Origin of the sequence: Streptomyces sp. Rer75 (genome assembly GCF_013414305.1) — a bacterium.
Lineage (GTDB): Bacteria > Actinomycetota > Actinomycetes > Streptomycetales > Streptomycetaceae > Streptomyces > Streptomyces himastatinicus.
In genome coordinates this window covers 9,205,236-9,227,622 of record NZ_CP058693.1, presented here as the reverse complement: position 1 = coordinate 9,227,622, position 22,387 = coordinate 9,205,236, and the positions used below count along the sequence as shown (strand labels likewise).

The window sequence follows — 22,387 nt, the reverse complement described above, 5'->3', positions numbered from 1 at the left end:
CAGCCGTGTTCGGTGCTGTCAGATGTGCTGCTGGTTCAGGAAGCCGGAGACGACGGTGTAGTAGTCGTGGGGGCGTTCTTCCTGGAGGTGGTGCGAGACGTCGTTCATCACGTGCAGATTGCCCTTGGGGATCATGCGGGCCAGCATCAGCGGATAGTCCGGGGTGAGGAAGGCGTCGTACATGCCCCACATGAAGAGGGTCGGCGCCTGGATGCGGCCGAGCGCGCCGGTGAGGTCCTGCCAGTCGCCGCGCGGGTTGTCGGAGGCCCCGGCGAGCGCGGTCTCCTCCGGGTCCAGGCTCTGTTCGTAGCGCATCGTCACCGTGGCGTCGGGGATGGCCTCCGGGTCGTACCACTCCAGGCGGGCCATCAGCTCGCGCATCTTCTGCCACGACGGGCCGGTCCCCCCGTAGTACACGTCGCGGGCGTTGCGCCCACGGCGGCCGCCTTCCGGCAGCGGGGCGAGCGGGCCGTGGAAGACGGGCATGCTGCCGGTGATGACGAGGGACCGGACCCGCTCGGGGTACACGGCGGCCAGGTTGAGCGCGATGGTGCCGCCCCAGGAGTTGCACACGAAGTCGGCGCGCTCCAGGCCGAGGGTGTCCATCAGCGCCACGGTCTTGGCGGCGTGGTAGTCCCACATGGGGCCCTTGATGACCGGCTTCGCGGACTTGCCGTACTGGAGGATGTCCACCAGGAAGCACCGGCGGTCCGCGGCGAAGAGCCGCGACACCTGGCCGAAGTCCGACCAGCCGGTGCACCCGGGGCCGCCCCCGTGGAGGAAGACGGTGGGGCTGCCCTGCCCCGTCTCGATGTAGTGGTACGTGTCGCCGTCCGCTTCCGCGTAGGCGCCCGCCGGGGGCGCCTGGATGTCCATGAGGTCCATGCACCGATGGTGTGATGGCCGGGGCGGTCCGCCCAAGCGATCCGGTCCGCTGAGCGGGCCGCCGGGACGGCCCGTCCGTACGCGGGTCAGGACAGGTCGAGCGCCACCTTGCCCACCGCGGCTCCGGTGCGCAGTCGCTCCACCGCCTCGGCCAGCCGGTCGGGTGTGTAGCGCTCGATCGGCAGGGTCAGCTCCCCGGACATCAGGTCGCCGAGCATCGCGTCGGTGTCGGCGGCGACCTCCTTGCCCCGCGACATCAGGTTGACGGGCAGCAACGCCACATCGGCCAGCAGCCAGTCCGCGATGTCGATGGCCAGCTCCCGTCCGGCGGTGTAGCCGACCAGCACGGCCCGGCCGCGCGGGCGGACCAGCCCGAGGGCGTCACGCAGCACCGGGCCGCCGACGGTGTCGATGAGCGCGTCGACCGGCCCGCCCACGGCCTCGGGCGACAGGTCCGAGGCCAGGACCGCCTTGCCGGGGGCCGGGACGTGGGCGAGCTTGGCCGGGCGGCCGACCACGCCGATGACCTCCGCCCCGGCCCGCGCGGCGACCTGCACGGTGAGGGCGCCGACCGCGCCCGCCGCGCCGGTCACCAGCACCCGCTCCCCCGGCTGTATCCCGGCGACCGAGTGCACCGCGGCCCACGCCGAGCCCGCCGGGGAGAAGTAGCTGCACGCCAGGGCGGGGTCGGTGCCCTCGGGGAAGGGGGACACGGCCGCGTCGGGCGCCACGGCGTGGTCGGCCCAGCTGCCGTCCCGGCGCATCCCCAGGCCCTTGCCGTTGATCTTGACCAGGGCACCCTCGGGGTGGGTGTCGGAGGCCAGGACGACGCCGCACCCCGTGGTGCCGGGCACGGTGGGCAGATCGGGCAGGATGCCGAACGCCCCGTCCACGATGTTCAGGTCCAGGTGGCCCACCTGCGCGGCCTGCACCCGTACGAGGGTCTGACCCGGCTGCCGCTCCGGCACGGGCCGCTCCGCCAGCCGGGGCAGGGTGCCGAAGCGCTCCAGGACGAGGGTGCGGGACATCTGGCTGCTCACAGTTTCACTCCATAACGACTCAGGGCACGGGAGGCGACGACGCGGAGTACGCGGTCGTAGACGAACCCGAGGATGCCCAGGGTGATGATCCCGACGAAGACCCAGTCGATGCGGCCGTAGTTGCGGGAGGTCCAGATCAACGATCCCAGGCCGACCTGGGAGGCGACGATCTCCGCGGACACGATGGTCAGAAAGCTGTTGCCCATCGCCAGCCGCGCCCCGGTGACGATGTGGGGCACGGTGGAGGGCAGCACGACGCATCGCAGGATCTGGCGGCGGCTCGCGCCCAGGCTCGCCGCGGCGCGCAGTTTCGACTCGTTCACGGCCATGACGCCGGCGCTGGTGTTCAGGGTGACGATGAAGACCGACGTGTAGAAGATGAGGACGACCTTCGACGATTCGCCGATGCCCAGCCACACCACCGCCAGGGTCACGAACGCGACCGGAGGGATGAAGCGGAAGAACTCGATGTAGGGGTCGAGCAGATGCCGCACCAGCGGGATCTGCCCGATCAGCAGGCCGACCGGTACGCCCACGGCGAGGCCGAGGCCCCAGCCGATCAGGATGCGGCGGCCGGAGGCGATGACCGAGTTGACCAGGGTGCCGTCGGCGGCCAGCTCCCTGGCCGCCGACAGGGTCTCGCCCGGGGAGGCGACCAGGGCTGAGCCGTACGTCACCGCCAGCAGCTGCCAGACGGCGACCCCGGCGAGGACCGACACCGTGTACAGCCCGGCCGTGCGCAGCCGTCCGGCGGCGGCGCGACCGTGGCGCGCCCCGGGTGTCTCCCGGGGCGCGGGGTGGCGGAGGTCTCGGCCGTCACGGTGGTCATCGCGTCTCCTCAGTCATCGTGTCTCCTCGAGGTCGAGTCCCTGGTCGCGCAGGGCCTTGCGCACTTCCTCGCCGATGTCCTCCCGCAGGGCGCGGCGGAGTTCGACGGCGGCCGGGTCCGTCTCGTCCCGGGGCCGGGGCAGGTCGACCGGGTAGACGGCCTTGACCGAGGCGGCCGGGCCCGCGGTCATCACGGCAATCCGGTCGGCCAGCAGGATCGCCTCGTCGATGTCGTGGGTGACGAAGACGACGGTGCATCCCGAGGCCTTCCAGATGCGGCCCATCTCGTCCTGCATGACCTGGCGGGTCTGGGCGTCGAGCGCGCCGAACGGCTCGTCCATCAGCACCACGCGCGGCTCGCCCGCCAGCACCCGGGCGATCTGCACCCGCTGGCGCATGCCGCCGGAGAGCTGGCCGGGAAACCGGTCGGCGCAGTGGCGCAGCCCCACCAGACCGAGATAGGAGTCGGCCAGTTCGGCGCGGGCCGCCCGGGACCGTCCGCGCATCCGCGGGCCGAAGGCCACGTTCTGGCGCACGGTCATCCAGTCGAACAGGGCCTCGCTGCCCTGGAAGACCATGCCGAGGTCGGGGTCGGGGCCGGTGATCGGGGTGGCGTCGACGGTGAGGCCGCCCGCGGCCACCGGCACGAACCCGGCCATGGCGGACAGCAGGGTGGACTTGCCGCAGCCGCTCGGTCCGAGCAGGCAGAGGAACTCACCGGCGGCGATGTCGAGCGAGATGTCCCGTACGGCCTCGAAGGAGCCGAACCGGATGCCCACCCCGGTGGCGGACAGGGCCGCACCGCGGGTTCCGCCACCGCCGGGGGCCGAGCCGTCCGGGGGCCGGGGGGTTGCGATGGTCTTCGTCATCGTGGTCCCTTCGCCGAGTGCGCGCACGGTAGACCGCGGCGGCGCGCCCGCGCATGGAGGGGGTTCCGCTGAGCGGGACGCCGCGGTCCGTTGCCCTTTCGGGGATGTCGCGCCAGGTGGCCGTGCGGCGCCCGCGACACCGGGCGTTCTGCTGAGCGGGACGAGTCCGTAGGCAGACCCGGCGCGGCCGCGCATTCTCGGTGCCATGGTTCGTACGGCAGCGGGAGGACACGCACGATGACGGTCGAGGGCTCGCCCGATACCCAGCACACCGGCCGGGGCCGCGGCAGAACAGCGGGGGAACCCGGCCGCCAGGACTGGGCCTCCTGGCCCCATTACGATGCGGCGGGCTCGGGCTTCCGCGGGTACTGGTACCCGGTCACCTGGTCCAGCCACATCACCGGCAAGCCGCTCCCCTTCACCCTCTGCGGCGAGAAGATCACGCTGATCCGGGACGGCGGCACGGCGTACGCCCTGCACAATCGCTGTCCGCACCGCGGGGTGCCGCTGTCGGAGGGTGACCAGCAGTTTCCGGGCACCGTGAGCTGCCCGTACCACGGGTGGACGTTCGATCTGCCCACCGGCAAGCTGTCCGCGGTCATCACCGACGGGCCCGGCTGCCGGCTGACCGGCAAGGTCGGGGTGCGGACGTACCCGGTGGAAGAGCGCCTCGGCATGGTGTGGGTGTACATCCCGATCGCCGACGAGGAGCCGCACCCGATCGATACGCAGCTGCCCGAGGAACTCGTCGGCAACGGGTTCGTCATGGGGGGCCGGATCGAGCCGCGCGGTGGCAACTGGCGCTTCGCCTGCGAGAACGGCTTCGACGAGGGCCACGCGAAGTATCTGCACCGGACCGCGCTGTGGCGCCTGTTCAAGCCCATGCCCACCTGGAACATCACCCGGATCGTGCCCAAGGGGCGCTGGATCTTCCGGGTGCAGGACGAGGTCCACTGGGAGGCCCACTACCCCGGCGTCGGCCGCTGGACCAACAAGCGCTGGTGGAAGATGCAGCCGCCCGAGGAGACCTTCAACATCGGGAACACCGGCAAGGCCGACACGATCAACCCGACGATCGAGGCGCAGGAGTTCCCCGGCTTCGCGTCCCTGTCGATGCCGGGTGTCCTGCGCATCGCCTACCCGAAGTTCATCCACTACGAGTTCTACGTCCCGGTGGACGAGGACAACCACCGCTACGTCGGCGTGATGGTCAACTTCACCGAGGGCTGGAAGACGCTCGGCTTCTACGCCAAGTACCTGGGCGCCGTCCGCTGGCTGTTCCACGGCCAGTTCTCCGGCCAGGACGCCTGGATGGTCGACGTCACCGACGCGCCCCCGGAGAAGCTCTACCGCCCCGATGTCTCACTGACCTCCTGGCGGAACCTCAGCGAGGAGGAGTACGGCAAGAAGCTGGCCGCGGTCGGCGCCGACGCCCCCGAAACACCCCACTCCACCCGCGACAAGAAGGCATGACCATGGGCCGTACCCTGCTCACCCTGCTGGCCGGGGCCGCGATCGCCGTGAGCCTCCCCCTGGCCAGGAAGCGCATCGCGCGCACCACCATGACCCAGGTCCACAGGATCAACCAGTGACCGGCGGCGGACCGGCGGGCCTGACCGGACTGGACGAGCGACGCGGCGCCTGGGTCACCGACGCCTGGCGCCACATCACCCCCGGCCGGCTGCGCGAGCTGATCATCGGGCTCGTCGACGTCCCGAGCCCGACGGGCGACGAGGGACCGCTCGCCGCACACATCGCCGACACCCTCGGCGCCGCCGGATGCGACGCCCGGGTGCAGCCGGTCGACGACCGGCAGGCCAACGCCTGGGCCCGGCTCACCGGCGACGGCACCGGCCCCGACCTCATGCTCTACGCGCCCATCGACACCCTCACGGTGGGCGAGGAGAGCGAGGACGTCCCCTGGATCGGCCCCGAGCTGCGCCCCGACATGCGGCCGCGCGCCACCGTCCACGGCGATCTGGTGACCGGGCTCGGGGCGTCCAACCCGAAGGGCCACGCCGCGTGCGTGATGATGGCCGCCGAGGCCATCCGCCGGTCCGGTGTCCCGCTCACCGGCGATCTCGTCGCGGCGTTCGGCGCGGGCGGCATGCCCACCAACGCCCGGCCCGGTGGCGTCCGGTACAACACGGGCCAGGGCGTGGGCTGTTCGTTCCTGCTGGAGCAGGGGGTGTGGACCGACTACGCGGTGATCGCCAAGCCCGGCTGGACGGTGTCCTGGGACGAGGTCGGGCTCGTGTGGTTCGAGGTCACCGTGCCCGGCCTGCACACCTATGTGGGGTCGCGCCACCGCCTGCCGTACGACAACGCCATCGCGAACGCGGGCACGGTCGCGCTGCGCCTGGAGGAGTGGTTCGAGAAGTACGCCCTCCGCCACACCGGCGGCACCGTCGCGCCGCAGGGCGTGGTGGCCTCGGTGCGCGGCGGATGGCCGCGCATGGCGGCCACGACCCCGGCGGCCTGCACGCTCAGGGTGGATCTGCGGATCGGCCCGGACACGACCCCGGTGCGGGCCAAGCGGGAGTTCCTGGCCACGGTCGACGCGATCCGGGAGGACACCGGGATCGATGTCACCGCCGAGATGATCCTCGCCATCCCCGGGACCCGGACCGATCCGGACAGCTGGGTGTGCCGCAGCGCGATCGCGGGCTGGGAGGCGCTGGAGGACCGTCCGCACGAGGTGATCCGTGGCAACAGCGGCGCCACCGACGCCAACATCCTGCGCGGCCGGGGCGTGCCCACGGTGCGCGTCGGGATGCCGAAGGTCACCGACGCCCCCTTCGAGATCGACTTCGCAGCGGGGATGAACACCGTCGACGTGCGGGCCATGGAGCGGCTGACCCGCCACCTGGTCCGTACCGCCGTCGACACCGTCACCCGCACCCGCGACGAGGTGGAAGGAGAACCGTCATGACCGACATCGTCCTCGGTGTGGGCGCGTCACACAGCACGCTCATGAACACCCACTGGGAGGAGACCTTCCACAAGGACCGCGCCGAGCGGTTCCGCGACGCGCTGCGTCAGGCGCGCGACGAGATCGCGGCGGCCCGGCCCGACACCGTGATCCTGGTGGGCTCCAACCACTTCCGCGGCTTCTGGCTGGACCTCATCCCCAGCTTCACCATCGGCGTGGGCGAGTGCGTGGCCAGCGGTGAGTCCGGCACCCCCGAGGGCCCGCAGCCGGTGGACGTGCCGCTCGCCCGGCACATCGCGAACACCCTGGTGGAGGGCGGCCGGTTCGACTTGGCGTACTCGGCCAAGCTCCAGATCGACCACGGCCAGTCGCACGCCATCCAGTATCTGCTCGACGGGCTGGACGTGGAGATCGTGCCGCTCGTGGTGAACGTGTTCGCCCATCCGCTGCCCACGCTCGACCGCTGCGAGCAGCTGGGCCGCGCCATCCGGGACGCGGTGCTGGGGTTCCCCGAGGGCCGCCGGGTGGCGGTGATCGGCTCCGGCGGTCTGTCGCACCGCCTGCCGTGGCCGGACTGGCGCGATCCGCACGGCGACGACGAGGAGTTCATGGTGGGCGCGTGGCTGAACGGCCGCGACCACTGGAAGGACTACGACGTCAGGCGCCGCGAAATCATCCGGGCCGCGGAGTCCGCCATCAACGAGGACTTCGACGAGGAGTTCCTGAGCCTGGTCGAAAACGGCCGGACCCACGAAGTGGCCCGGTACACCACCGAAGAACTGGAGAAAGTGGCGGGCAACGGCGCCCAGGAGGTGCGCACCTGGCTGCTCATGGCGGCCCTGCTCGGCCACGCCCCCGGACGGCGGCTGGCATACGAATCCCTGCCGGAATGGCTCACCGGCATGGGTGTCGCCGTCCTCGATCCCACGCACCACCACACCAGCGAAAGGCAGCCATGAGCATCTGGACGGAACTGTCGGGCATCGACTACCGGCACGCGTACGTGCAAACCGGCGACATCACCACCCGGGCCCTCCAGGCGGGTCCCGAGGACGGCGAACACGTGGTGTTCCTGCACGGCACGACGGGCCACCTGGAGGCGTTCGTACGGAACATCCCGGCGCACGTCGAGCGGGGATACCGCTGCCACGCCATCGACATGCTCGGCCACGGCTACACCGGCAAGCCGGACCACCCCGCGGAGATCCCCGCCTACGTCGACCACCTGATCGCCTACCTCGACGCGGTGGGGGCGCAGCGCGCGCACCTGGTCGGCGAGTCGCTGGGCGGCTGGGTGGGGTCCTGGCTGGCGAGCGAGTACCCGGACCGGGTGGCCTCGCTCCAGCTGCTGTGCATGGGCGGGACCAAGGTCAACCCGGAGGTGATGGAGCGGCTGAAGACCTCGACGCGCAACGCCGTCCTGAACGACGACATCTCCGACACCCGGAAGCGGCTCGAGCTGCTGTGGGCGAACTGGGACGAGGAGCTGGGCGAGGAGCTGACCCAGGTCCGCTACGAGATCTACCACCACCCCGACTTCCAGGCCAACGTGGACAACCTGCTGGCGCTCCAGGAGGTCGAGCGGCGCGAACGCAATCTGCTGCGGCCGGACCGGATGGCGCGGATCAAGGCGCCGACCCTGGTGGTGTGGGGCAACAAGAACCCGTTCGGGGCCGTGCCGGAGGCCGAGGCCATCACCGCCGCCATCCCCGGGGCCCGGCTGGAGCTCTTCAACGAGTGCGGGCACTGGCCGCAGCACGAGAAGGCGGAGCTCTACAACCCGCTCAGCCTGGACTTCCTCGACGAAGCGTCGCGATGAGGGGGTGCCCGGCATGACCGTCGTCCCGCTCGACCACGCGGCAGCGCCGCCGTCTCCCGACTCGATGAACTCCGTCCTGGGCAAGGTGCGCCCGATCCTGGAGGCGTTCACCGCCGACGACGACACCCTCTCCCTCGCCGACCTGGTGCGCCGTACGGGCGTGGCGAAGGCCACCGTGCACCGGCTCGCGCAGGAGCTGGTCGTCTGGGGGCTCCTGGAGCGGGCGGGCTGCGACTACCGGCTGGGGCTGCGCCTGTTCGAGATCGGCCAGCGGGTGCACCGGCAGCGGATCCTGCGCGAGGTGGCGCAGCCGTACATGGAGGATCTGCTGCTGGCCACCCGGGAGACCATCCACTTCGCGATCCACGACGGCCTCGACGTCGTGTATCTGGAGAAGATCCTCCCGCATCGCGGGCTGAGCGAGGAGTCGCGGGTGGCGGGGCGGCTTCCGCTGTACTGCACCGCCACCGGCAAGGCGATCCTGGCCTTTTCGCCGAAGTCCCTGGCCGGGGAGGTGATCGGCAACGGGCTGAAGCCCTTCACCCGCTACACGATCACCTCGCCCGCGCGGCTGCTGTGCCAGTTGGAGCGGGTCCGGGAGCAGGGCATCGCGACGGAGGCGGAGGAGATCCGGCTGGGCTATCTGAGCATGGCCGTGCCAGTGTTCGCCCGCGGGGGTTCGCTGGCGGGTGCGCTGTCCATCACCGCGCCCACGTACCGCTTCGACGCCAACACGCACATGGGTGCGCTGCGCACCGCGGGTCTGGGGATCAGCCGGGCGCTGCGAGCCGCCCTGTGACGGCGCTGGAGGAGGTGGTGGCGCGGGCCCGGACGCTGATCGGCCGGTGGGAGCCCGAGGACTGCGGTGTGCTGACGGTCAAGGAGTTCTGCCGGTACGCGGCGGCCGTGGGCGATGACGCGTACGTGGCCCGGGCCCGCGCCCGGGAGGCGACCGGGGAGCCCGTCGAGGCTCCCCCGCTGTTCCTCGCGGCGATGATGAGCTGGGAGGACGGTCCGGCCGAGGACGCGCTGCGCCCGGACGGCCTGGCCGCCCGGGAGTCCCCGTGTACCCAGGGCCTGCTGGTGCGCCAGGTGCACGGCGGCCAGTCGGTGCGGCTCGGCCGGATCCCCGTGGCGGGCGCCCGGATCACCGCGTCCCGGGCGGTGACCTCGGCGGACCGTAAGGGGGGCCGCTCGGGGGCGTTCGTCCTGCTGGGCGTGACCACCCGGTTCACCTCGGAGGACGGAAGGGAGCTGATGGCCGTGGACGAGACGATCGTCGTGCTGGACGGAGAAACCGCTCCGAGGGAGGCCGCCGCGTGAACACCCCCGCCGCCGGGCAGGTCTGCCCGCCACGCCGCTACGCCCACAGCAGGGTGCAGCTGTTCCGGTTCAGCGCCGTGTCATGGAACGCGCACCGCATCCACTACGACGGGGAGTTCGCCGCCTCGGAGGGGTTTCCCGATGTGGTCGTGCAGTCCACCCTGCACGGCGAGACACTCGTCCGGTACGCCCTCGACTGGTCGGGGCCGGACGCGCGGCTGGAGGGGGTGAGCTGGCGCAACCGGGCGACCGCCGTGGCCGGTGAACCGCTCACCTGGACCGCGACGGTCGCCGCGGTCGAGCCCGCCGCCGGGGGACAGCGCGTCTCGCTGGACGTGTCCGTCTTCAAGGACGACGGCACCGCGTGTGTCACCGGGACGGTCGAGCTGACCCGCCCCGGTGGTCCAATCTAACCGGCGTACCGCTCGTACCAGCCCTTCATCAGGGCGCGGTCGAGATCGGGCGACTTCTTGATGAGCTTCTGCCCGGTGAGAAAGCCGGTGATCCTGGCGGACTGCGTGACGTCGGCGCCGGTCAGTCCGCGGACGCGGAAGGTGATCTCCGGGAGCACCTTCCGCGTCTGCGCCGTGGGCAGCTTCACCTGCTGGTGGGTGGCCTCCGCGGCGGCGGCGGGATCGCGGGTCACCATCCGGTCCGCCTCGGCGAGGACCTTGAAGACCTTGGCCGCGACCTCCTGGTTGTTCTTCAGCCAGCGGTCTTCCGCCAGCAGCCACTGCACATAGGTCACCCCGAAGTCGCCGCTGTGGCCCGCGACGTGGCCGCCCGACTCAGCGCCCTTGGCGGCCCACGGCTCGTAGAGCACATAGGCGTCGATGGAGCCGCGCTGGAGCAGTCCGGGCATCTCGGGCGGCGAACTCTGGTGGATCTTCACTGACGCGGGATCGATGCCGTGGCGGCGCAGATAGGCGTGGGTCGCGTACAGGCCGAGGCCCTGGATGGACGCCATCGTCTTGATCTGCCGCGGGGACGTGATGCCATCGCGCATGACGACCTTGAGATAGCGGCCGGAGGACTGGAAGACACCCAGCGCCCGCAGGCCCGGATCGCCCGCCATCAGCGACAGCGCGGTGGAGTCGGCGTTGGCCGCCAGCTGTGCGGTGCCCGCCGTGACCGCCTGGCCCGCCGTGGGGCCGCCCTCGGTCCGCATCAGCTCGACGTTCACGCCTGCCTTGGCGAACATCCCCCGCTCCTTCGCCAGGTAGAAGGGCGCGTACGAGGCGTCCACGCCGAGGGCGACGCGCACCGTGGGCCCGCCCTTCACCTCCCCGGCGTCGGAGTCCACCGTCCCCGCCATGCAGGCGGGGACGAGGAGGAGCGCCGTACAGGCGACCAGCAGCCGCCCCGCTCTGCTGTTGTCCGGGTTCATGGGTCATGACCTCCCGCGCGGGATTTCCCTGTGGTCGCGCCACGTTCCCAGGGGCAGGCACCTCAGCCGTAGCGAGGTGTCCCGCCAGACGGAACGGTTTCATTGGGCCCGGCCACGGCGGTCCCTACGCTCCCGGCCCATGAGCGTTCTTACCGATGTTCCGGCCACCACGTCCGCATCGGACGTGGTGGACACCGACATCCTCATCATCGGCGCCGGTCCGTCGGGACTCTACGGCGCGTATTACGCGGGGTTCCGCGGGCTGCGCGTGGCGGTCATGGACGTCCTCCCCCAGTGCGGCGGCCAGATCAGCGCGATGTACCCCGAGAAGCCCATCTTCGACATCGCAGGTTTCCCCTCGGTGCGCGGCCGCGATCTGGTGGACGGCCTGGTGGCCCAGGCGGAGCCGTACGGCCCGGTCTATCTCCTCGGTCAGCGGGCGGTCGAGCTGTCCCACGACGAGGACGGACACCCCGTGGTGCGCAGCGACACGGGGACCGCGGTCCGGGCCGGAGCCGTCGTGATCACCGGCGGGGTGGGGACGTTCACGCCCCGGCCGCTGCCGGCGGGCGAGGACTACCTCGGACGCGGGCAGGTGTACTTCGTACCGGATCCGGCCGTGCACACCGGTCACGACATCGTGATCGTCGGCGGCGGGGACAGCGCCTTCGACTGGGCGGCGACCCTCGCTCCCCTGGCCCGGTCCGTCAAGCTGGTGCACCGCCGGGACCGGTTCCGGGCCCATGGCGCGACCGTGGAGAAGGTGCGTTCCCTCGGCATCGAGATCATCACCGACACCGAGGTGACCGGGCTGCACGGTGCGGAGAACCTCGAAGAGGTGACGATCCGCCATCGCCTCACCAAGGACACCCGGATCCTCCCGGCGCAGACCGTCGTGGCCGCACTCGGCTTCACCGCGGATCTGGGCCCGCTCCAGAACTGGGGGCTGGAGCTTCAGGCCCGGCGGATCGCCGTGGACACCCGGATGGCCACCAGCCTGCCGCGGGTGTTCGCCGCCGGGGACATCACCGACTACCCCGGCAAGGTGCGGCTGATCGCCGTTGGCTTCGGCGAGGTCGCCACCGCCGTGAACAACGCGGCCACCGTGATCGATCCGGAGGCAATGCTGTTCCCCGGGCATTCCACAGAGAAGGAGAACTGACATGGCCTACGTCATCGGCCCGGCCTGCGTCGACATCATGGACCGCTCCTGCATGGAGGAATGCCCGGTCGACTGCATCTACGAGGGGATGCGGAAGCTCTACATCAACCCGGTGGAGTGCATCGACTGCGGCGCCTGCGAAACCGCCTGCCCCGAACAGGCGATCGCGGTGGACCGGCTGGCGGGGCCCGAGTACCGCGAGGACAACCGCCGCTTCTTCACCGAGCCGCTGCCCGGCCGTACGGAGCCGCTGGGCACCCCGGGCGGAGCCACCGGCCTCGGCCCCGTCGGCGTCGACACCCCGCTCGTCGCGGGAGCCGCCTCATGACCGGCCAGGGACTTCCCCCGGAGGTGTCCAAGGCGGCCGACACCCTGCTGGAGGCCACGCGCACCGGTGTGGTGTGCCCGCCGGTGCGCACGTTCCTCGCCGACGGCGACATCGGGGCCGCGTACGCGGTGCAGCGGGTGAACGTCGGGCGCGGCGTGGCCGCCGGGCGGCGGATCGCGGGCCGTAAGATCGGCCTGACCTCGCCCGCCGTGCAGACCCAACTGGGCGTGGACCAGCCGGACTTCGGGACGCTGTTCGCCGACATGGCGGTCCCGGAGGGCGGTGTGGTGGCGGCCGGGCGGCTGCTCCAGCCCAAGGTGGAGGCGGAGGTGGCGCTCGTCCTCGGCGCCGATCTGCCGCACCGCGACTGCACCGTGGCCGACGTGCTGCGCGCGACCGAGTTCGCGCTGCCCGCGCTGGAGATCGTGGACAGCCGTATCGCCGAGTGGAACATCGGCATCGTGGACACCGTCGCCGACAACGCGTCCTGCGGGCTGTACGTGCTCGGTGGCACCCCCGTGCCGCTGACCGGGCTCGATGTGCGCGGGGTGCGGATGACGATGACCCGCGACGGCCGGACGGTCTCGGAGGGCACCGGCGCTGACTGCCTCGGCAGCCCGCTGAACGCCGCGGCCTGGCTCGCCTCGACCGTCGCCGCCCAGGGCGATCCGCTGCGCGCCGGGGAGACCCTGCTGACCGGGGCGCTGGGCCCGATGGTGGCCGCGGGCCCAGGAGATCGCTTCGAGGCACAGATCAGTCAACTGGGCCGGGTCACGGTCGAGTTCGCGACGGAGGGAGACAGGGCATGAGCACCCGTACCAAGGTCGCCGTCATCGGCTCCGGCAACATCGGCACCGATCTCATGATCAAGGTGCTGCGGCTGTCCGGCAGCCTGGAGATGGCGGCGATGGCGGGCATCGACCCGGACTCCGACGGCCTCGCGCGCGCCCGCCGCCTGAAGGTGGCCACGACGCACGAGGGCGTGGACGGGCTGGTCGCGCTGGACGAGTTCGCCGATGTGCGGATCGTCTTCGACGCCACCTCGGCGGGTGCCCACCGCCGCCACGACGAGGTGCTGCGCGCCCTCGGCCGTACGGTGGTCGACCTCACCCCGGCCGCCATCGGCCCGTACGTGGTGCCGCCGGTGAACCTCGACGCCCATCTGGACAGCTCCAACGTCAACATGGTGACCTGCGGCGGACAGGCCACCATCCCGGTCGTCGCCGCCGTCTCGGCCGTCACCCCCGTGCACTACGGGGAGATCGTCGCCTCCATCGCCTCCCGCTCGGCCGGTCCGGGCACCCGGGCCAACATCGACGAGTTCACCGAGACCACCGCCTCCGCCATCGAGCAGGTCGGCGGGGCGGGCCGGGGCAAGGCCATCATCGTCCTCAACCCGGCCGAACCGCCGCTGATCATGCGGGACACCGTGCACTGTCTGGTCTCGGAGTGCGACGACGCGGCGGTCACCGCCTCGATCGAGGCGATGGTGGAGCGCGTCCAGACCTATGTCCCGGGCTACCGCCTCAAGCAGAAGGTGCAGTTCGACCGGATCGCCGACGACGATCCGCTGCGCACCCTCGTACCCGTGGGCGCGCGCCGCGGCGCGGCCAAGGTGTCGGTGTTCCTGGAGGTCGAGGGCGCCGCCCACTACCTCCCGGCCTACGCGGGCAACCTCGACATCATGACCTCGGCCGCGCTGCGCACCGCGGAGCGCCTGGCCGCACACCGGACCATGGAGGCAGCCAAGTGACCACGCCAGAGGCCTCCCTGTACATCCAGGACGTCACCCTGCGGGACGGCATGCACGCCCTCCGGCACCGCTACACCACAGGCCAGGCCCGCTCCATCGCCGCCGCCCTCGACGCCGCCCGCGTCGGCGCCGTCGAGATCGCCCACGGCGACGGCCTGTCCGGCTCCAGCGTCAACTACGGCGTCGGCGCGCACACCGACTGGGAGTGGATCGAGGCGGTCACCGACGCCGTCCGGCACGCCGTCCCCACCACCCTGCTGCTGCCCGGCATCGGCACCGTGCGCGACCTGATGCGGGCCCATGCGACGGGCATCCGCTCGGTGCGCATCGCGACCCACTGCACCGAGGCCGACATCTCCGCCCAGCACATCTCCGCCGCCCGCGAGCTGGGCATGGACGTCGCGGGCTTCCTCATGATGTCCCACATGGCCGAGCCTGCCGAACTCGCCCGGCAGGCCAAGCTGATGGAGTCCTACGGCGCCCACTGCGTGTACGTCACCGACTCCGGCGGACGGCTGACCATGGACGGGGTGCGCGATCGCTTCCGCGCCTACCGCGACGTCCTCTCACCCGACACGGAACTGGGCATCCACGCCCACCACAATCTGGGGCTCGGGGTGGCCAACAGCGTGGTCGCCGTGGAGAACGGCGTCACCCGCGTCGACGCCTCGCTGGCCGGGCAGGGCGCGGGCGCCGGAAACTGCCCGCTGGAGGCCTTCATCGCGGTGGCCGATCTGCTGGGGTGGTCCCACGGCTGCGATCTGTTCCCGCTGATGGACGCCGCCGACGACCTGGTACGGCCGCTCCAGGACCGGCCGGTGCGGGTGGACCGGGAGACCCTGAGCCTCGGCTACGCGGGCGTGTACTCCAGCTTTCTGCGCCACGCCGAGACGGCGGCGGCCCGCTACGGCCTGGACACCCGCAGCATCCTCGTCGAGGTCGGCCGACGCGGCATGGTCGGCGGCCAGGAGGACATGATCACGGACGTGGCGCTGGACCTGGCCGAGGGGCGGGCATGAGCGCCGTGACGACCCGGCCGTGGATCGGGATCCGGGTACCGCCGTGCGACCGGGCGGACCGGGTGGCGCGGACCGTGCGACGGGCCGAGGAGCTGGGCTTCGACCAGGTGTGGTTTCCCGACTCGCAGCTGCTGTGGCGGGACGTGTTCACCACGCTGACCGCCGCCGCGCTGGCCACCGAGCGCATCGGCCTGGGGACCGCGGTCACCAATGTGGCGACCCGGCATCCGGCCGTCGTGGCGTCGGCCGCGCGCAGCGTGGCCGAGCTGGCACCCGGGCGGTTCACCCTCGGCCTCGGCGTGGGCAACAGCTCGGTCGGCCCGGTCAATCTGCGGCAGACCACCTCGGCGGCGATGCGCGAAGGCGTGGGCATGCTGCGGACGCTGCTGGACGGGCGGGAGTGGGACTTCGGCGGCGGTGTCCACTCCCGGCTGCGCGATCCAGGGCCGCGGATCCCGATCCACCTCGCGGCGAGCGGGCCGAAGAACCTGCGGCTGGCGGGTGAGATCGCCGACGGCGCCATCCTGCTCAGCGGGGTGTCCCCGAGGACCCTGGCCGGGGCCGCCGCCCGGGTGCGCGAAGGCGCCGAGGCCGTGGGCCGGACGGCCTCGGCGGTACCGCTGACGGTGTCCGCGTTCTGCGCGGTGACCGACGACATCGAGGCCGAGGCGCGGCTGATCAAACCGATCTGCGCGTCGATCACGCAGAACGGCGGGGCGCCCTTCCTCGCCCTCGCGGGGATAGAGGTGGACGTCCCCGCCACGGTGGAGGGGGTCTACCCGGATCTGGTGCACGCCGAGGACTGGGACGCGGCCGTCACGGTGTGTTCGGCATGGGTCAGCGACGAGGCGGCCGTGCGGTTCGCCCAGGAATTCTGTCTGTTCGGCACCGCCGCGCAGATCGCCGAACGGCTCACCGCCCTGCACGACGCCGGGGTGTCCGGGGTCTTCCTCCAGCACGTGGGTTCCTACGATCCGCCCACCGAGCTGATCGAGGCGGTCGGATCCGAGGTACTGCCGGCTCTCGGCGGCCTTTCCGGGTATTGACAAAAGGGCCGCCGCGGGTCTCATCGCGCTCTCTTTCGGCCTCCCTGAAAAGCGCCTATCGTTCTCTTCCTCGGCTTTGGTGGCCGTGAGGAGGTCAAGCGCAGTGACTGGGTACGTGTATGCCGAAAAGGACAAAGATCCGCGGCAGCTCGGCGGGACGCCCAAGTCGGTTCTCGGCAAGGTCGGCCTCATTCTGTCCGCTTTCCGGGACAACGACTTCGCTCTCAGTCTCGCGGAGTTGACGGCCCGTACCGGGGTCGCCAAGGCCACCGTCCACCGGCTGTGCCAGGAACTCGTCGCCGGAAATCTCCTGGAGCGGGAGGGCGCCAAGTACCGGCTCGGGCTCCAGCTCTACGAGATCGGCCTGCGCGCACCCCGCCAGCGCACCCTGCGCGAGGCCGCCAGGCCCGTCATCGAGAACCTGGCGCAGAAGCTCGACAACGCGGTGAACCTGGCCGTGCCCAGCGGCTCGGAACTGCTGTGCATCGAGAACGCCGGACGGCACCGCAACCGGGCCCGGTCCACCGCGGGCGGGCGGCGCCTGCGGCTGCACTGTAGCGCCGCGGGGAAGCTCACCCTCGCGATGCTCCCCGAGCAGTACCCGCTGTCCAGGGTGATCCCGCTGATGGACCGCCCCACGCCCCGCACCCTCACCCCCGCCCGGCTGCCCGCCGAGCTGGCCCGGATCAGGGAGCAGGACTATGCCGTGGAGGTCGAGGAGGCCCGTACCGGCTACCTCGCCGTCGCGGTGCCGGTGCGCGGCCTGGCCCACGCGTACCTGGCCGCCCTCGCGGTCATCGCACCCACGGCGGGCAGCAGCATCCCCCGGATGCACTCCGCGCTGACCGAGGCGTCCCGCGCCATCACCTCACGCCTCGCCATTTTCGAGGCGCACCGCGCCCCGCTCTGACACCGTCAGCCCCCGCCCTGACACCGCCAGTCCCCCGCTCTGAGCCCGTCAGCGCCCGGCCGCGGGCGCGCCCGCGGCGTCCTCGACCAGCATCCGGGCGATGCCCTCGGGGCTGAAGACGTCCCGGGTGGCGAGGGCGATGCCGCCGTGGACCCCTGAGCTGTTGCCGAGTTGGGCCGTGGTGATGGTCAGCTTGCGGGTGGCCAGCGGCAGGGCGCGCTGGTAGACGGCGGCGCGGACTCCGGAGAGGAGGTCGTCGCGGAGTTCGCTGAGCGGGCCGCCGAGCACCAGCGTGCGCGGGTTGAACATGTAGACCAGCATGGCGGCTATTTCGCCGATCTCGGTGGCGGCCTGCCGCAGCGCGCGCACCGCGGGCGGGTCGTTGTCGGCGACGCGTTCGGCCAGGACGTGCACTCCGTGCAGCGGGTCGTCCTCGGTCGACTCGGGGATGCCGAGGCCGCGCAGGATGCTGCGGTGGGAGGCGATCGCCCCGACGCAGCCGACGTTGCCGCAGGAGCACAGGGCGTCGCCACCGCCGACGGCGGGGATGTGGCCGATGTCCCCGGCAGCCCCGTCCGCGCCCCGGTACACCTCGCCGTCCGTGGTGATGACACCGGCCCCGATACCGGTCGCGATCTTGATGCACAGCAGCGGGGTGTCCATCCCGTCCTGACCGGCCTCGCCGAGCGCCATCAGGTTGGAGTCGTTGTCCACGACGGCGGGCGCCCGGAAGGTCCTGGTCAGCCACTCGGCGACCGGATAGCCGTCCCAGCCGGGCATTCCGGTCGGCTGCACCGGGCAGCCGCGCTGGAAGTCCACCGGCCCGGGCAGCCCCATCACCACTTCGCGGACCCGGTCCGGGTCGCGCTCGTGTGCCGCGAGCAGGCTCGTCAGACGCCCGGTCACCGTCTCCAGCACCGCGTCCGGTCCCGCGTCGACCCGGATGTCCACGGTCTCCTGCGCGATCACGCGCCCGGTGAGGTCCGCTATCGCCACCCGGGATTCCAGCGTGTCGACGTCCGCCACGGCGATGGTTCCCGCCCGCGGACTGAGCGTCAGCACCCTCGGCGGCCGACCGCGCACCGATTCGCTCGACCCCAGCTCCTGGAGGATGCCCCGCCCGACGAGATGGTCGACCTGCTGTCCGACCGTCGACCGGGCCAGGCCGCTGCGCCGCGCGATCTCCGCACGGCTGGTCGCCTCGCCCGACACCACGAGATCCAGCACGCTGCGCAACGCGGAAGGCACCGCGGGCAGCAGGGCCGTATCGGTAGCGCGCCGCTCACTTTTATGCACTGTCACGTACCTAATCGCTCCCTCATGCACCCAATGGCGTTCCGGCCGCGCTCCGGCCTGCTCGACAGGCTGAACATTGGGCCAGCTTTAGTCAAGAGAAAAAACTAAAAGCGGCGTCTTGCCATGGCCAGGCGAACTAACAGACGGTGTGGGCGGCAGAGCTCGCATGACCCCCCGTCGCATTCCGGAAAGGAATCACGTTCATGGCCAAGCAGACGCATCGGATCGGCATCCTGGGCAGCGGCAACATCTTCGGCCGGTACGTCACCGGCCTGGCCCGCCACCCGGAGCTGGAGATCGTGCGCGTGGCCGACATCGATGTTGCCCGGGCCAAGCAGGCCGCCGCCGACCACTCCATACCGGCCTGGGGCGATGACACGGAGCTGTACGCCGACGAGTCGGTCGACATCGTCGTCAACCTGACCCCGCCGGTGCACCACGCGCGCACCACCATCGCCGCCCTCGAGGCCGGCAAGCATGTGTACGTGGAGAAGCCCCTGGCCGCGACGGTCGAGGAGGGCCGGGCCGTGCTCGAAGCGGCCGCCCGGAGCGGGCGCGTCCTCGGCTCGGCGCCGGACACGTTCCTCGGCAGCGCGAGCCAGACGGCGCGCAAGGCCATCGACGACGGGCTCATCGGAACGCCGGTCGGCGCCTCGGCGTTCATCAGCCACAGCAAGGCGGAGACGTGGCATCCGGACCCGCGCTTCCTCTTCCAGGAGGGCGGGGGCCCGGTGATGGACATGGGGCCGTACTACTTCGCCATCCTCGTCAACCTGCTGGGCCCCATCCGGACCGTCACCGGATCGAGCCGGATCGGGGCGGAGCGGCGGACGGTGACCGCGCCCGGCCGGGCCGTCGACTCGATCGACGTCACGGTCCCGACCCACGCCGCGGCCGTGCTCACCTTCGCCTCCGGGGCCATCGGAACGATGCAGATGAGCTTCGACATCTGGGACACCGACCTGCCGTACATGGAGATCTACGGCACCGGCGGCACGCTGTCCCTGGCGAACCCGAACCACTTCGACGGCGAGGTGCGGCTCAAGCGGCACGGCGACGCCGAGTGGTCCGTACTGGAGCCGGTGGTCGGCCTGTTCGGCGCCGTCGGCACCAAGGAGCAGGCCCGTCGCGGTCTCGGGGTGCGCGACCTCGCGGACGCGGTCGAGGGCTCCCCGCACCGCGCGACCGGCTCGTTCGCCTTCCACGTGCTGGAGGCGATGTGCGCCGTGGAGGAAGCCTCCACGCAGACGCGTGTCGTGGCGCTGGACAGCACCTGCGACCGCCCCGAGCCGCGCTTCTCCGTCTGACCCGCCCCCGCACTCCCGACCACCCACCACGTGAGGAAGAAGACCCGCATGACGATCCGCGCGAAGAAGATCGCGATCAACCCCCTTCAGTTCGTGCAGACCGAGGACGGCTGGATCGACCCCACCCTGGCGCCGCCGCTCCCCGAGCGGCTGAAGATCATCAGCGATGCGGGGCTCCGCGCGGTGCACGCCGACGTGCCCGCGGACATGACGGCCGCCGAGTACGGCAAACTGCTCGCCGACCACGGTCTCGCGCCCGCACCGGGCTACATATCCGGCCCGCTGCCGGAGGACGAAGCGAGCCTGCGGGCGCATCTGGACAAGACGGCCCGGATCAGCGAGCAGCAGGCCGAACTCGGCCTGTCCACGGTCTTCGTGGCCACCGGCATGTCCAAGGAGGCACCCAGGGTCAAGCGGCCGGCGGTGGGCGCGGAGTCCGACCGCGGACGGCTGGAGCGGGTGCGGGACGTGTTCGCGAAGATGGGCGAGACCACCCGGGCGAACGGGGTGGCCGCGGCCTTCCACCCGCACGTGGGGACCTGGGCGGAGACCGAGGAGGAGACCCGCTTCATCCTCGACACCGTGCCCGCGGACACCCTCTCCTTCGGCCCGGACATCGGCCACCTGGGCTGGGCCGGCGCCGACGTGCCCGGCCTCCTCCGCGACTACGGGGACCGGGTGGCCGCGATGCACATCAAGGACTACCACGCCGATGTGGCCGCCCGGGGCAAGGCGGAGGACCTGGACTACCGCACGACGGTCCTCGCGGGCCTGTGGGCCGAACCGGGGCACGCCTCGGTGGACATCCCGGGGCTCCTCGCGGAGCTGCCCGCCGACTTCGACGGCTGGCTGATCATCGAGGTCGACCGGGGTGCGCAGGACACCGCCGAGGAAAGCATCCGGCTGTGCGGCCAGTGGGCCCGGCAGACGCACTGAACGACGCGCGACGGCACAAGGTGAGGAGGTGCGCGATGCGACGAGTGGGGCTGGCAGGGACCGCTCTCGCCCTCGTGTCCGCGACGGCGTGCAGTGGCGGCGCCGTCTCCGGCATGGGGGACGGCGACGGGACACTGACCCTCGCGGTGGGGGTCACCGCCACCCCCTGGGATCTGGCCTCGGCCGGTCTGGGGGACTACATCAACTACTACGAGCCGGTCTTCGACTCGTTGGTCCGCCTGGACAAGAACGCGGAGGCGACGCCCAACCTGGCCACGTCGTGGCGGTACGACACCTCGCGGACCGTGCTGACGATGAAGCTCAGGAAGGGGGTGAAGTTCACCGACGGCACCGCCCTGGACGCGGCCGCGGTGAAGGCCAACCTGCTGCACACCAAGGCGGGCACGAACGAGGCCGCGGGCAAGCTGAGGGCCATCAGCACCGTCGACGTCGTGAACCCCTCCACGGTGGCCATCCGTTTGTCGGCGCCCGATCCCTCGCTCATCACCAGCCTGGGCGATCCGTCCGGCATGGTGGCCAGCCCGAAGGCGCTGGACGGCAAGAAGGGCCCGGTCGGCTCGGGGCCGTATGTGCTGAACAAGTCCGGCACGACCAACGGCAGCGTCTACACCTTCACCCGCAACCGCGACTACTGGAACACCAAGGCGTTCCCCTTCAACAAGATCGTCATCAGGACGATCAGTGACCCGACCGCCCGCCTCAACGCGCTGCTGGGCGAGCAGGTGGACTGGGCGCGGATCGATCCCCGGAGCGCGAGCCAGGTCAAGGGCCGTGGTCTCCAGGTGAGTTCGCACGTGGACGCCGTCGAGGGCCTGTACATCTGGGACCGCGCCGGGAAGATCGTGCCGGCCCTGGGCAAGGTGAAGGTCCGGCAGGCCCTGAACTACGCCTTCGACCGCGAGGCGATCGCCACGAAGATCAACATGGGATACGCCTCCGCGACCTCCCAGATGGCCATCCCGGAGAGCAGCGCCTATGAGAAGTCGCTCCAGAGCACGTACCCCTACGACCCCGAGAAGGCCAGGAAGCTGCTCGCCGAGGCGGGATATCCGCACGGTTTCACGGTGACGATGCCCGACGTGTCGTCGGTGGCGGCGGCCCAGCAGGCGGTGATGACCCAGGCGCTGGAGGACATCGGCGTCAAGGTGAAGACCAAGAAGGTGCCGTCCACCGAGCTGTTCACCGCGCTCCAGCGGGGCAAGTACGCGATGTCGTGGTTCAAGCTCGCCTCGTACCGGCCCTGGGACTATATCTCCACCCAGCTCACCGCGGACGCCGCCTGGAACCCGGCCAAGGACTTCGACCCGAAGCTCGCCAAGCTCATCACCACCGCCCGGAAGGCCACCGGCGCCCGCCAGAACGACCTGTTCAAGCAGATCAACCGGTATGTGCAGACGAACGCGTTCAACGCCCCCTGGGACGTTCTCGACTCCGTCCACGGCGTCTCGAACAGCATCAAGGTGACACCGCAGCCGTTCGAGTCGGCCATCCCGATCTACCAGATGACCCCGGCAGCCTGACGGCAG

General features: G+C 71.3%; 24 protein-coding genes. 18 read left to right on the top strand and 6 right to left on the bottom strand.

All coding sequences use genetic code 11. The annotated features are described in order from the left end of the window. Positions 1–18: 18 nt before the first annotated feature. The 4 genes from HYQ63_RS39165 to HYQ63_RS39150 form a co-directional block, all read right to left on the bottom strand. Positions 19–885: an alpha/beta fold hydrolase gene (locus tag HYQ63_RS39165; RefSeq protein WP_123104308.1), complete on the bottom strand. Its 867-nt coding sequence runs from the start codon at positions 883–885 to the stop codon at positions 19–21. Positions 886–971: 86 nt separating this feature from the next. Further along, on the bottom strand, positions 972–1,925 hold the full coding sequence (locus HYQ63_RS39160; RefSeq protein WP_179938494.1) for a zinc-binding dehydrogenase: 954 nt from the start codon (positions 1,923–1,925) through the stop codon (positions 972–974). After that, positions 1,922–2,644: an ABC transporter permease gene (locus HYQ63_RS39155; protein WP_257232442.1), complete on the bottom strand. Its 723-nt coding sequence runs from the start codon at positions 2,642–2,644 to the stop codon at positions 1,922–1,924. The genes HYQ63_RS39160 and HYQ63_RS39155 overlap by 4 nt, the downstream gene beginning before the upstream one ends. Positions 2,645–2,767: 123 nt before the next feature. Beyond that, on the bottom strand, positions 2,768–3,622 hold the full coding sequence (locus tag HYQ63_RS39150; protein WP_179938492.1) for an ABC transporter ATP-binding protein: 855 nt from the start codon (positions 3,620–3,622) through the stop codon (positions 2,768–2,770). 237 nt (positions 3,623–3,859) lie between these two features. Between HYQ63_RS39150 and HYQ63_RS39145 the strand changes: the two genes are divergently transcribed. The 8 genes from HYQ63_RS39145 to HYQ63_RS39115 are packed head-to-tail and all read left to right on the top strand — an operon-like array spanning position 3,860 to position 10,109. Beyond that, on the top strand, positions 3,860–5,095 hold the full coding sequence (locus HYQ63_RS39145) for a Rieske 2Fe-2S domain-containing protein (RefSeq protein ID WP_179938490.1): 1,236 nt from the start codon (positions 3,860–3,862) through the stop codon (positions 5,093–5,095). Then, on the top strand, positions 5,092–5,214 hold the full coding sequence (locus tag HYQ63_RS45325; RefSeq protein WP_257232441.1) for a hypothetical protein: 123 nt from the start codon (positions 5,092–5,094) through the stop codon (positions 5,212–5,214). The genes HYQ63_RS39145 and HYQ63_RS45325 overlap by 4 nt, the downstream gene beginning before the upstream one ends. Continuing rightward, the gene (locus HYQ63_RS39140; RefSeq protein ID WP_179938488.1) at positions 5,211–6,554 is read left to right on the top strand and encodes a M20 family metallopeptidase; all 1,344 of its coding nucleotides are present in this window, start codon (positions 5,211–5,213) and stop codon (positions 6,552–6,554) included. The genes HYQ63_RS45325 and HYQ63_RS39140 overlap by 4 nt, the downstream gene beginning before the upstream one ends. Continuing rightward, positions 6,551–7,513 carry a catechol 1,2-dioxygenase gene (locus tag HYQ63_RS39135; protein WP_179938486.1) on the top strand — a complete coding sequence of 321 codons (963 nt, stop codon included), beginning with the start codon at positions 6,551–6,553 and terminating at the stop codon, positions 7,511–7,513. The genes HYQ63_RS39140 and HYQ63_RS39135 overlap by 4 nt, the downstream gene beginning before the upstream one ends. Then, positions 7,510–8,373: an alpha/beta fold hydrolase gene (locus tag HYQ63_RS39130; RefSeq protein ID WP_179938484.1), complete on the top strand. Its 864-nt coding sequence runs from the start codon at positions 7,510–7,512 to the stop codon at positions 8,371–8,373. Before HYQ63_RS39135 ends, HYQ63_RS39130 begins: the two co-directional genes overlap by 4 nt. A gap of 13 nt (positions 8,374–8,386) precedes the next feature. After that, entirely contained in the window at positions 8,387–9,172 is a 786-nt protein-coding gene (locus HYQ63_RS39125) for an IclR family transcriptional regulator (RefSeq protein ID WP_179938482.1), read from the top strand. Then, positions 9,169–9,696 (top strand): MaoC family dehydratase N-terminal domain-containing protein, encoded by a 528-nt coding sequence (locus HYQ63_RS39120; RefSeq protein ID WP_179938480.1) that lies wholly within the window; start codon positions 9,169–9,171, stop codon positions 9,694–9,696. Before HYQ63_RS39125 ends, HYQ63_RS39120 begins: the two co-directional genes overlap by 4 nt. Next, complete coding sequence (locus HYQ63_RS39115; protein ID WP_179938478.1) at positions 9,693–10,109, top strand: acyl dehydratase; 417 nt, start codon at positions 9,693–9,695, stop codon at positions 10,107–10,109. The genes HYQ63_RS39120 and HYQ63_RS39115 overlap by 4 nt, the downstream gene beginning before the upstream one ends. Here HYQ63_RS39115 and HYQ63_RS39110 read toward each other — a convergent pair. Continuing rightward, positions 10,106–11,083, bottom strand: a complete 978-nt coding sequence (locus HYQ63_RS39110) for an ABC transporter substrate-binding protein (RefSeq protein ID WP_179938476.1) — start codon at positions 11,081–11,083, stop codon at positions 10,106–10,108. The genes HYQ63_RS39115 and HYQ63_RS39110 overlap by 4 nt on opposite strands. A gap of 139 nt (positions 11,084–11,222) precedes the next feature. Between HYQ63_RS39110 and HYQ63_RS39105 the strand changes: the two genes are divergently transcribed. The 7 genes from HYQ63_RS39105 to HYQ63_RS39075 all read left to right on the top strand — a co-directional run bounded on the left by HYQ63_RS39105 (position 11,223) and on the right by HYQ63_RS39075 (position 17,301). After that, on the top strand, positions 11,223–12,245 hold the full coding sequence (locus tag HYQ63_RS39105; protein WP_179938474.1) for an NAD(P)/FAD-dependent oxidoreductase: 1,023 nt from the start codon (positions 11,223–11,225) through the stop codon (positions 12,243–12,245). Position 12,246: 1 nt separating this feature from the next. Next, entirely contained in the window at positions 12,247–12,573 is a 327-nt protein-coding gene (gene fdxA / locus HYQ63_RS39100; RefSeq protein ID WP_179938472.1) for a ferredoxin, read from the top strand. After that, complete coding sequence (locus tag HYQ63_RS39095; RefSeq protein WP_179938470.1) at positions 12,570–13,382, top strand: 2-keto-4-pentenoate hydratase; 813 nt, start codon at positions 12,570–12,572, stop codon at positions 13,380–13,382. Before fdxA ends, HYQ63_RS39095 begins: the two co-directional genes overlap by 4 nt. Continuing rightward, on the top strand, positions 13,379–14,326 hold the full coding sequence (locus HYQ63_RS39090; protein ID WP_179938468.1) for an acetaldehyde dehydrogenase (acetylating): 948 nt from the start codon (positions 13,379–13,381) through the stop codon (positions 14,324–14,326). Before HYQ63_RS39095 ends, HYQ63_RS39090 begins: the two co-directional genes overlap by 4 nt. Then, positions 14,323–15,345 (top strand): 4-hydroxy-2-oxovalerate aldolase, encoded by a 1,023-nt coding sequence (gene dmpG, locus HYQ63_RS39085; RefSeq protein WP_179938466.1) that lies wholly within the window; start codon positions 14,323–14,325, stop codon positions 15,343–15,345. The genes HYQ63_RS39090 and dmpG overlap by 4 nt, the downstream gene beginning before the upstream one ends. Then, positions 15,342–16,391 carry an LLM class flavin-dependent oxidoreductase gene (locus HYQ63_RS39080; protein WP_179938464.1) on the top strand — a complete coding sequence of 350 codons (1,050 nt, stop codon included), beginning with the start codon at positions 15,342–15,344 and terminating at the stop codon, positions 16,389–16,391. The genes dmpG and HYQ63_RS39080 overlap by 4 nt, the downstream gene beginning before the upstream one ends. Before the next feature lie 103 nt (positions 16,392–16,494). Further along, positions 16,495–17,301: an IclR family transcriptional regulator gene (locus tag HYQ63_RS39075; protein ID WP_179938462.1), complete on the top strand. Its 807-nt coding sequence runs from the start codon at positions 16,495–16,497 to the stop codon at positions 17,299–17,301. Between the two features lie 48 nt (positions 17,302–17,349). Here the strand turns inward: HYQ63_RS39075 and HYQ63_RS39070 are convergent, their stop codons facing one another. Next, the gene (locus tag HYQ63_RS39070) at positions 17,350–18,597 is read right to left on the bottom strand and encodes an ROK family transcriptional regulator (protein ID WP_179940988.1); all 1,248 of its coding nucleotides are present in this window, start codon (positions 18,595–18,597) and stop codon (positions 17,350–17,352) included. Between the two features lie 203 nt (positions 18,598–18,800). Here HYQ63_RS39070 and HYQ63_RS39065 point away from each other — a divergent pair, with 203 nt between their 5' ends. The 3 genes from HYQ63_RS39065 to HYQ63_RS39055 are packed head-to-tail and all read left to right on the top strand — an operon-like array spanning position 18,801 to position 22,381. Next, positions 18,801–19,904, top strand: coding sequence for a Gfo/Idh/MocA family protein (locus HYQ63_RS39065; RefSeq protein WP_179938460.1), 1,104 nt, complete (start codon positions 18,801–18,803; stop codon positions 19,902–19,904). 48 nt (positions 19,905–19,952) lie between these two features. After that, a complete protein-coding gene (locus HYQ63_RS39060) occupies positions 19,953–20,840 on the top strand; it encodes a sugar phosphate isomerase/epimerase (protein ID WP_179938458.1) in 888 nt (295 codons plus the stop codon). 35 nt (positions 20,841–20,875) lie between these two features. After that, the gene (locus tag HYQ63_RS39055; RefSeq protein WP_179938456.1) at positions 20,876–22,381 is read left to right on the top strand and encodes an ABC transporter substrate-binding protein; all 1,506 of its coding nucleotides are present in this window, start codon (positions 20,876–20,878) and stop codon (positions 22,379–22,381) included. Positions 22,382–22,387 lie beyond the last annotated feature (6 nt).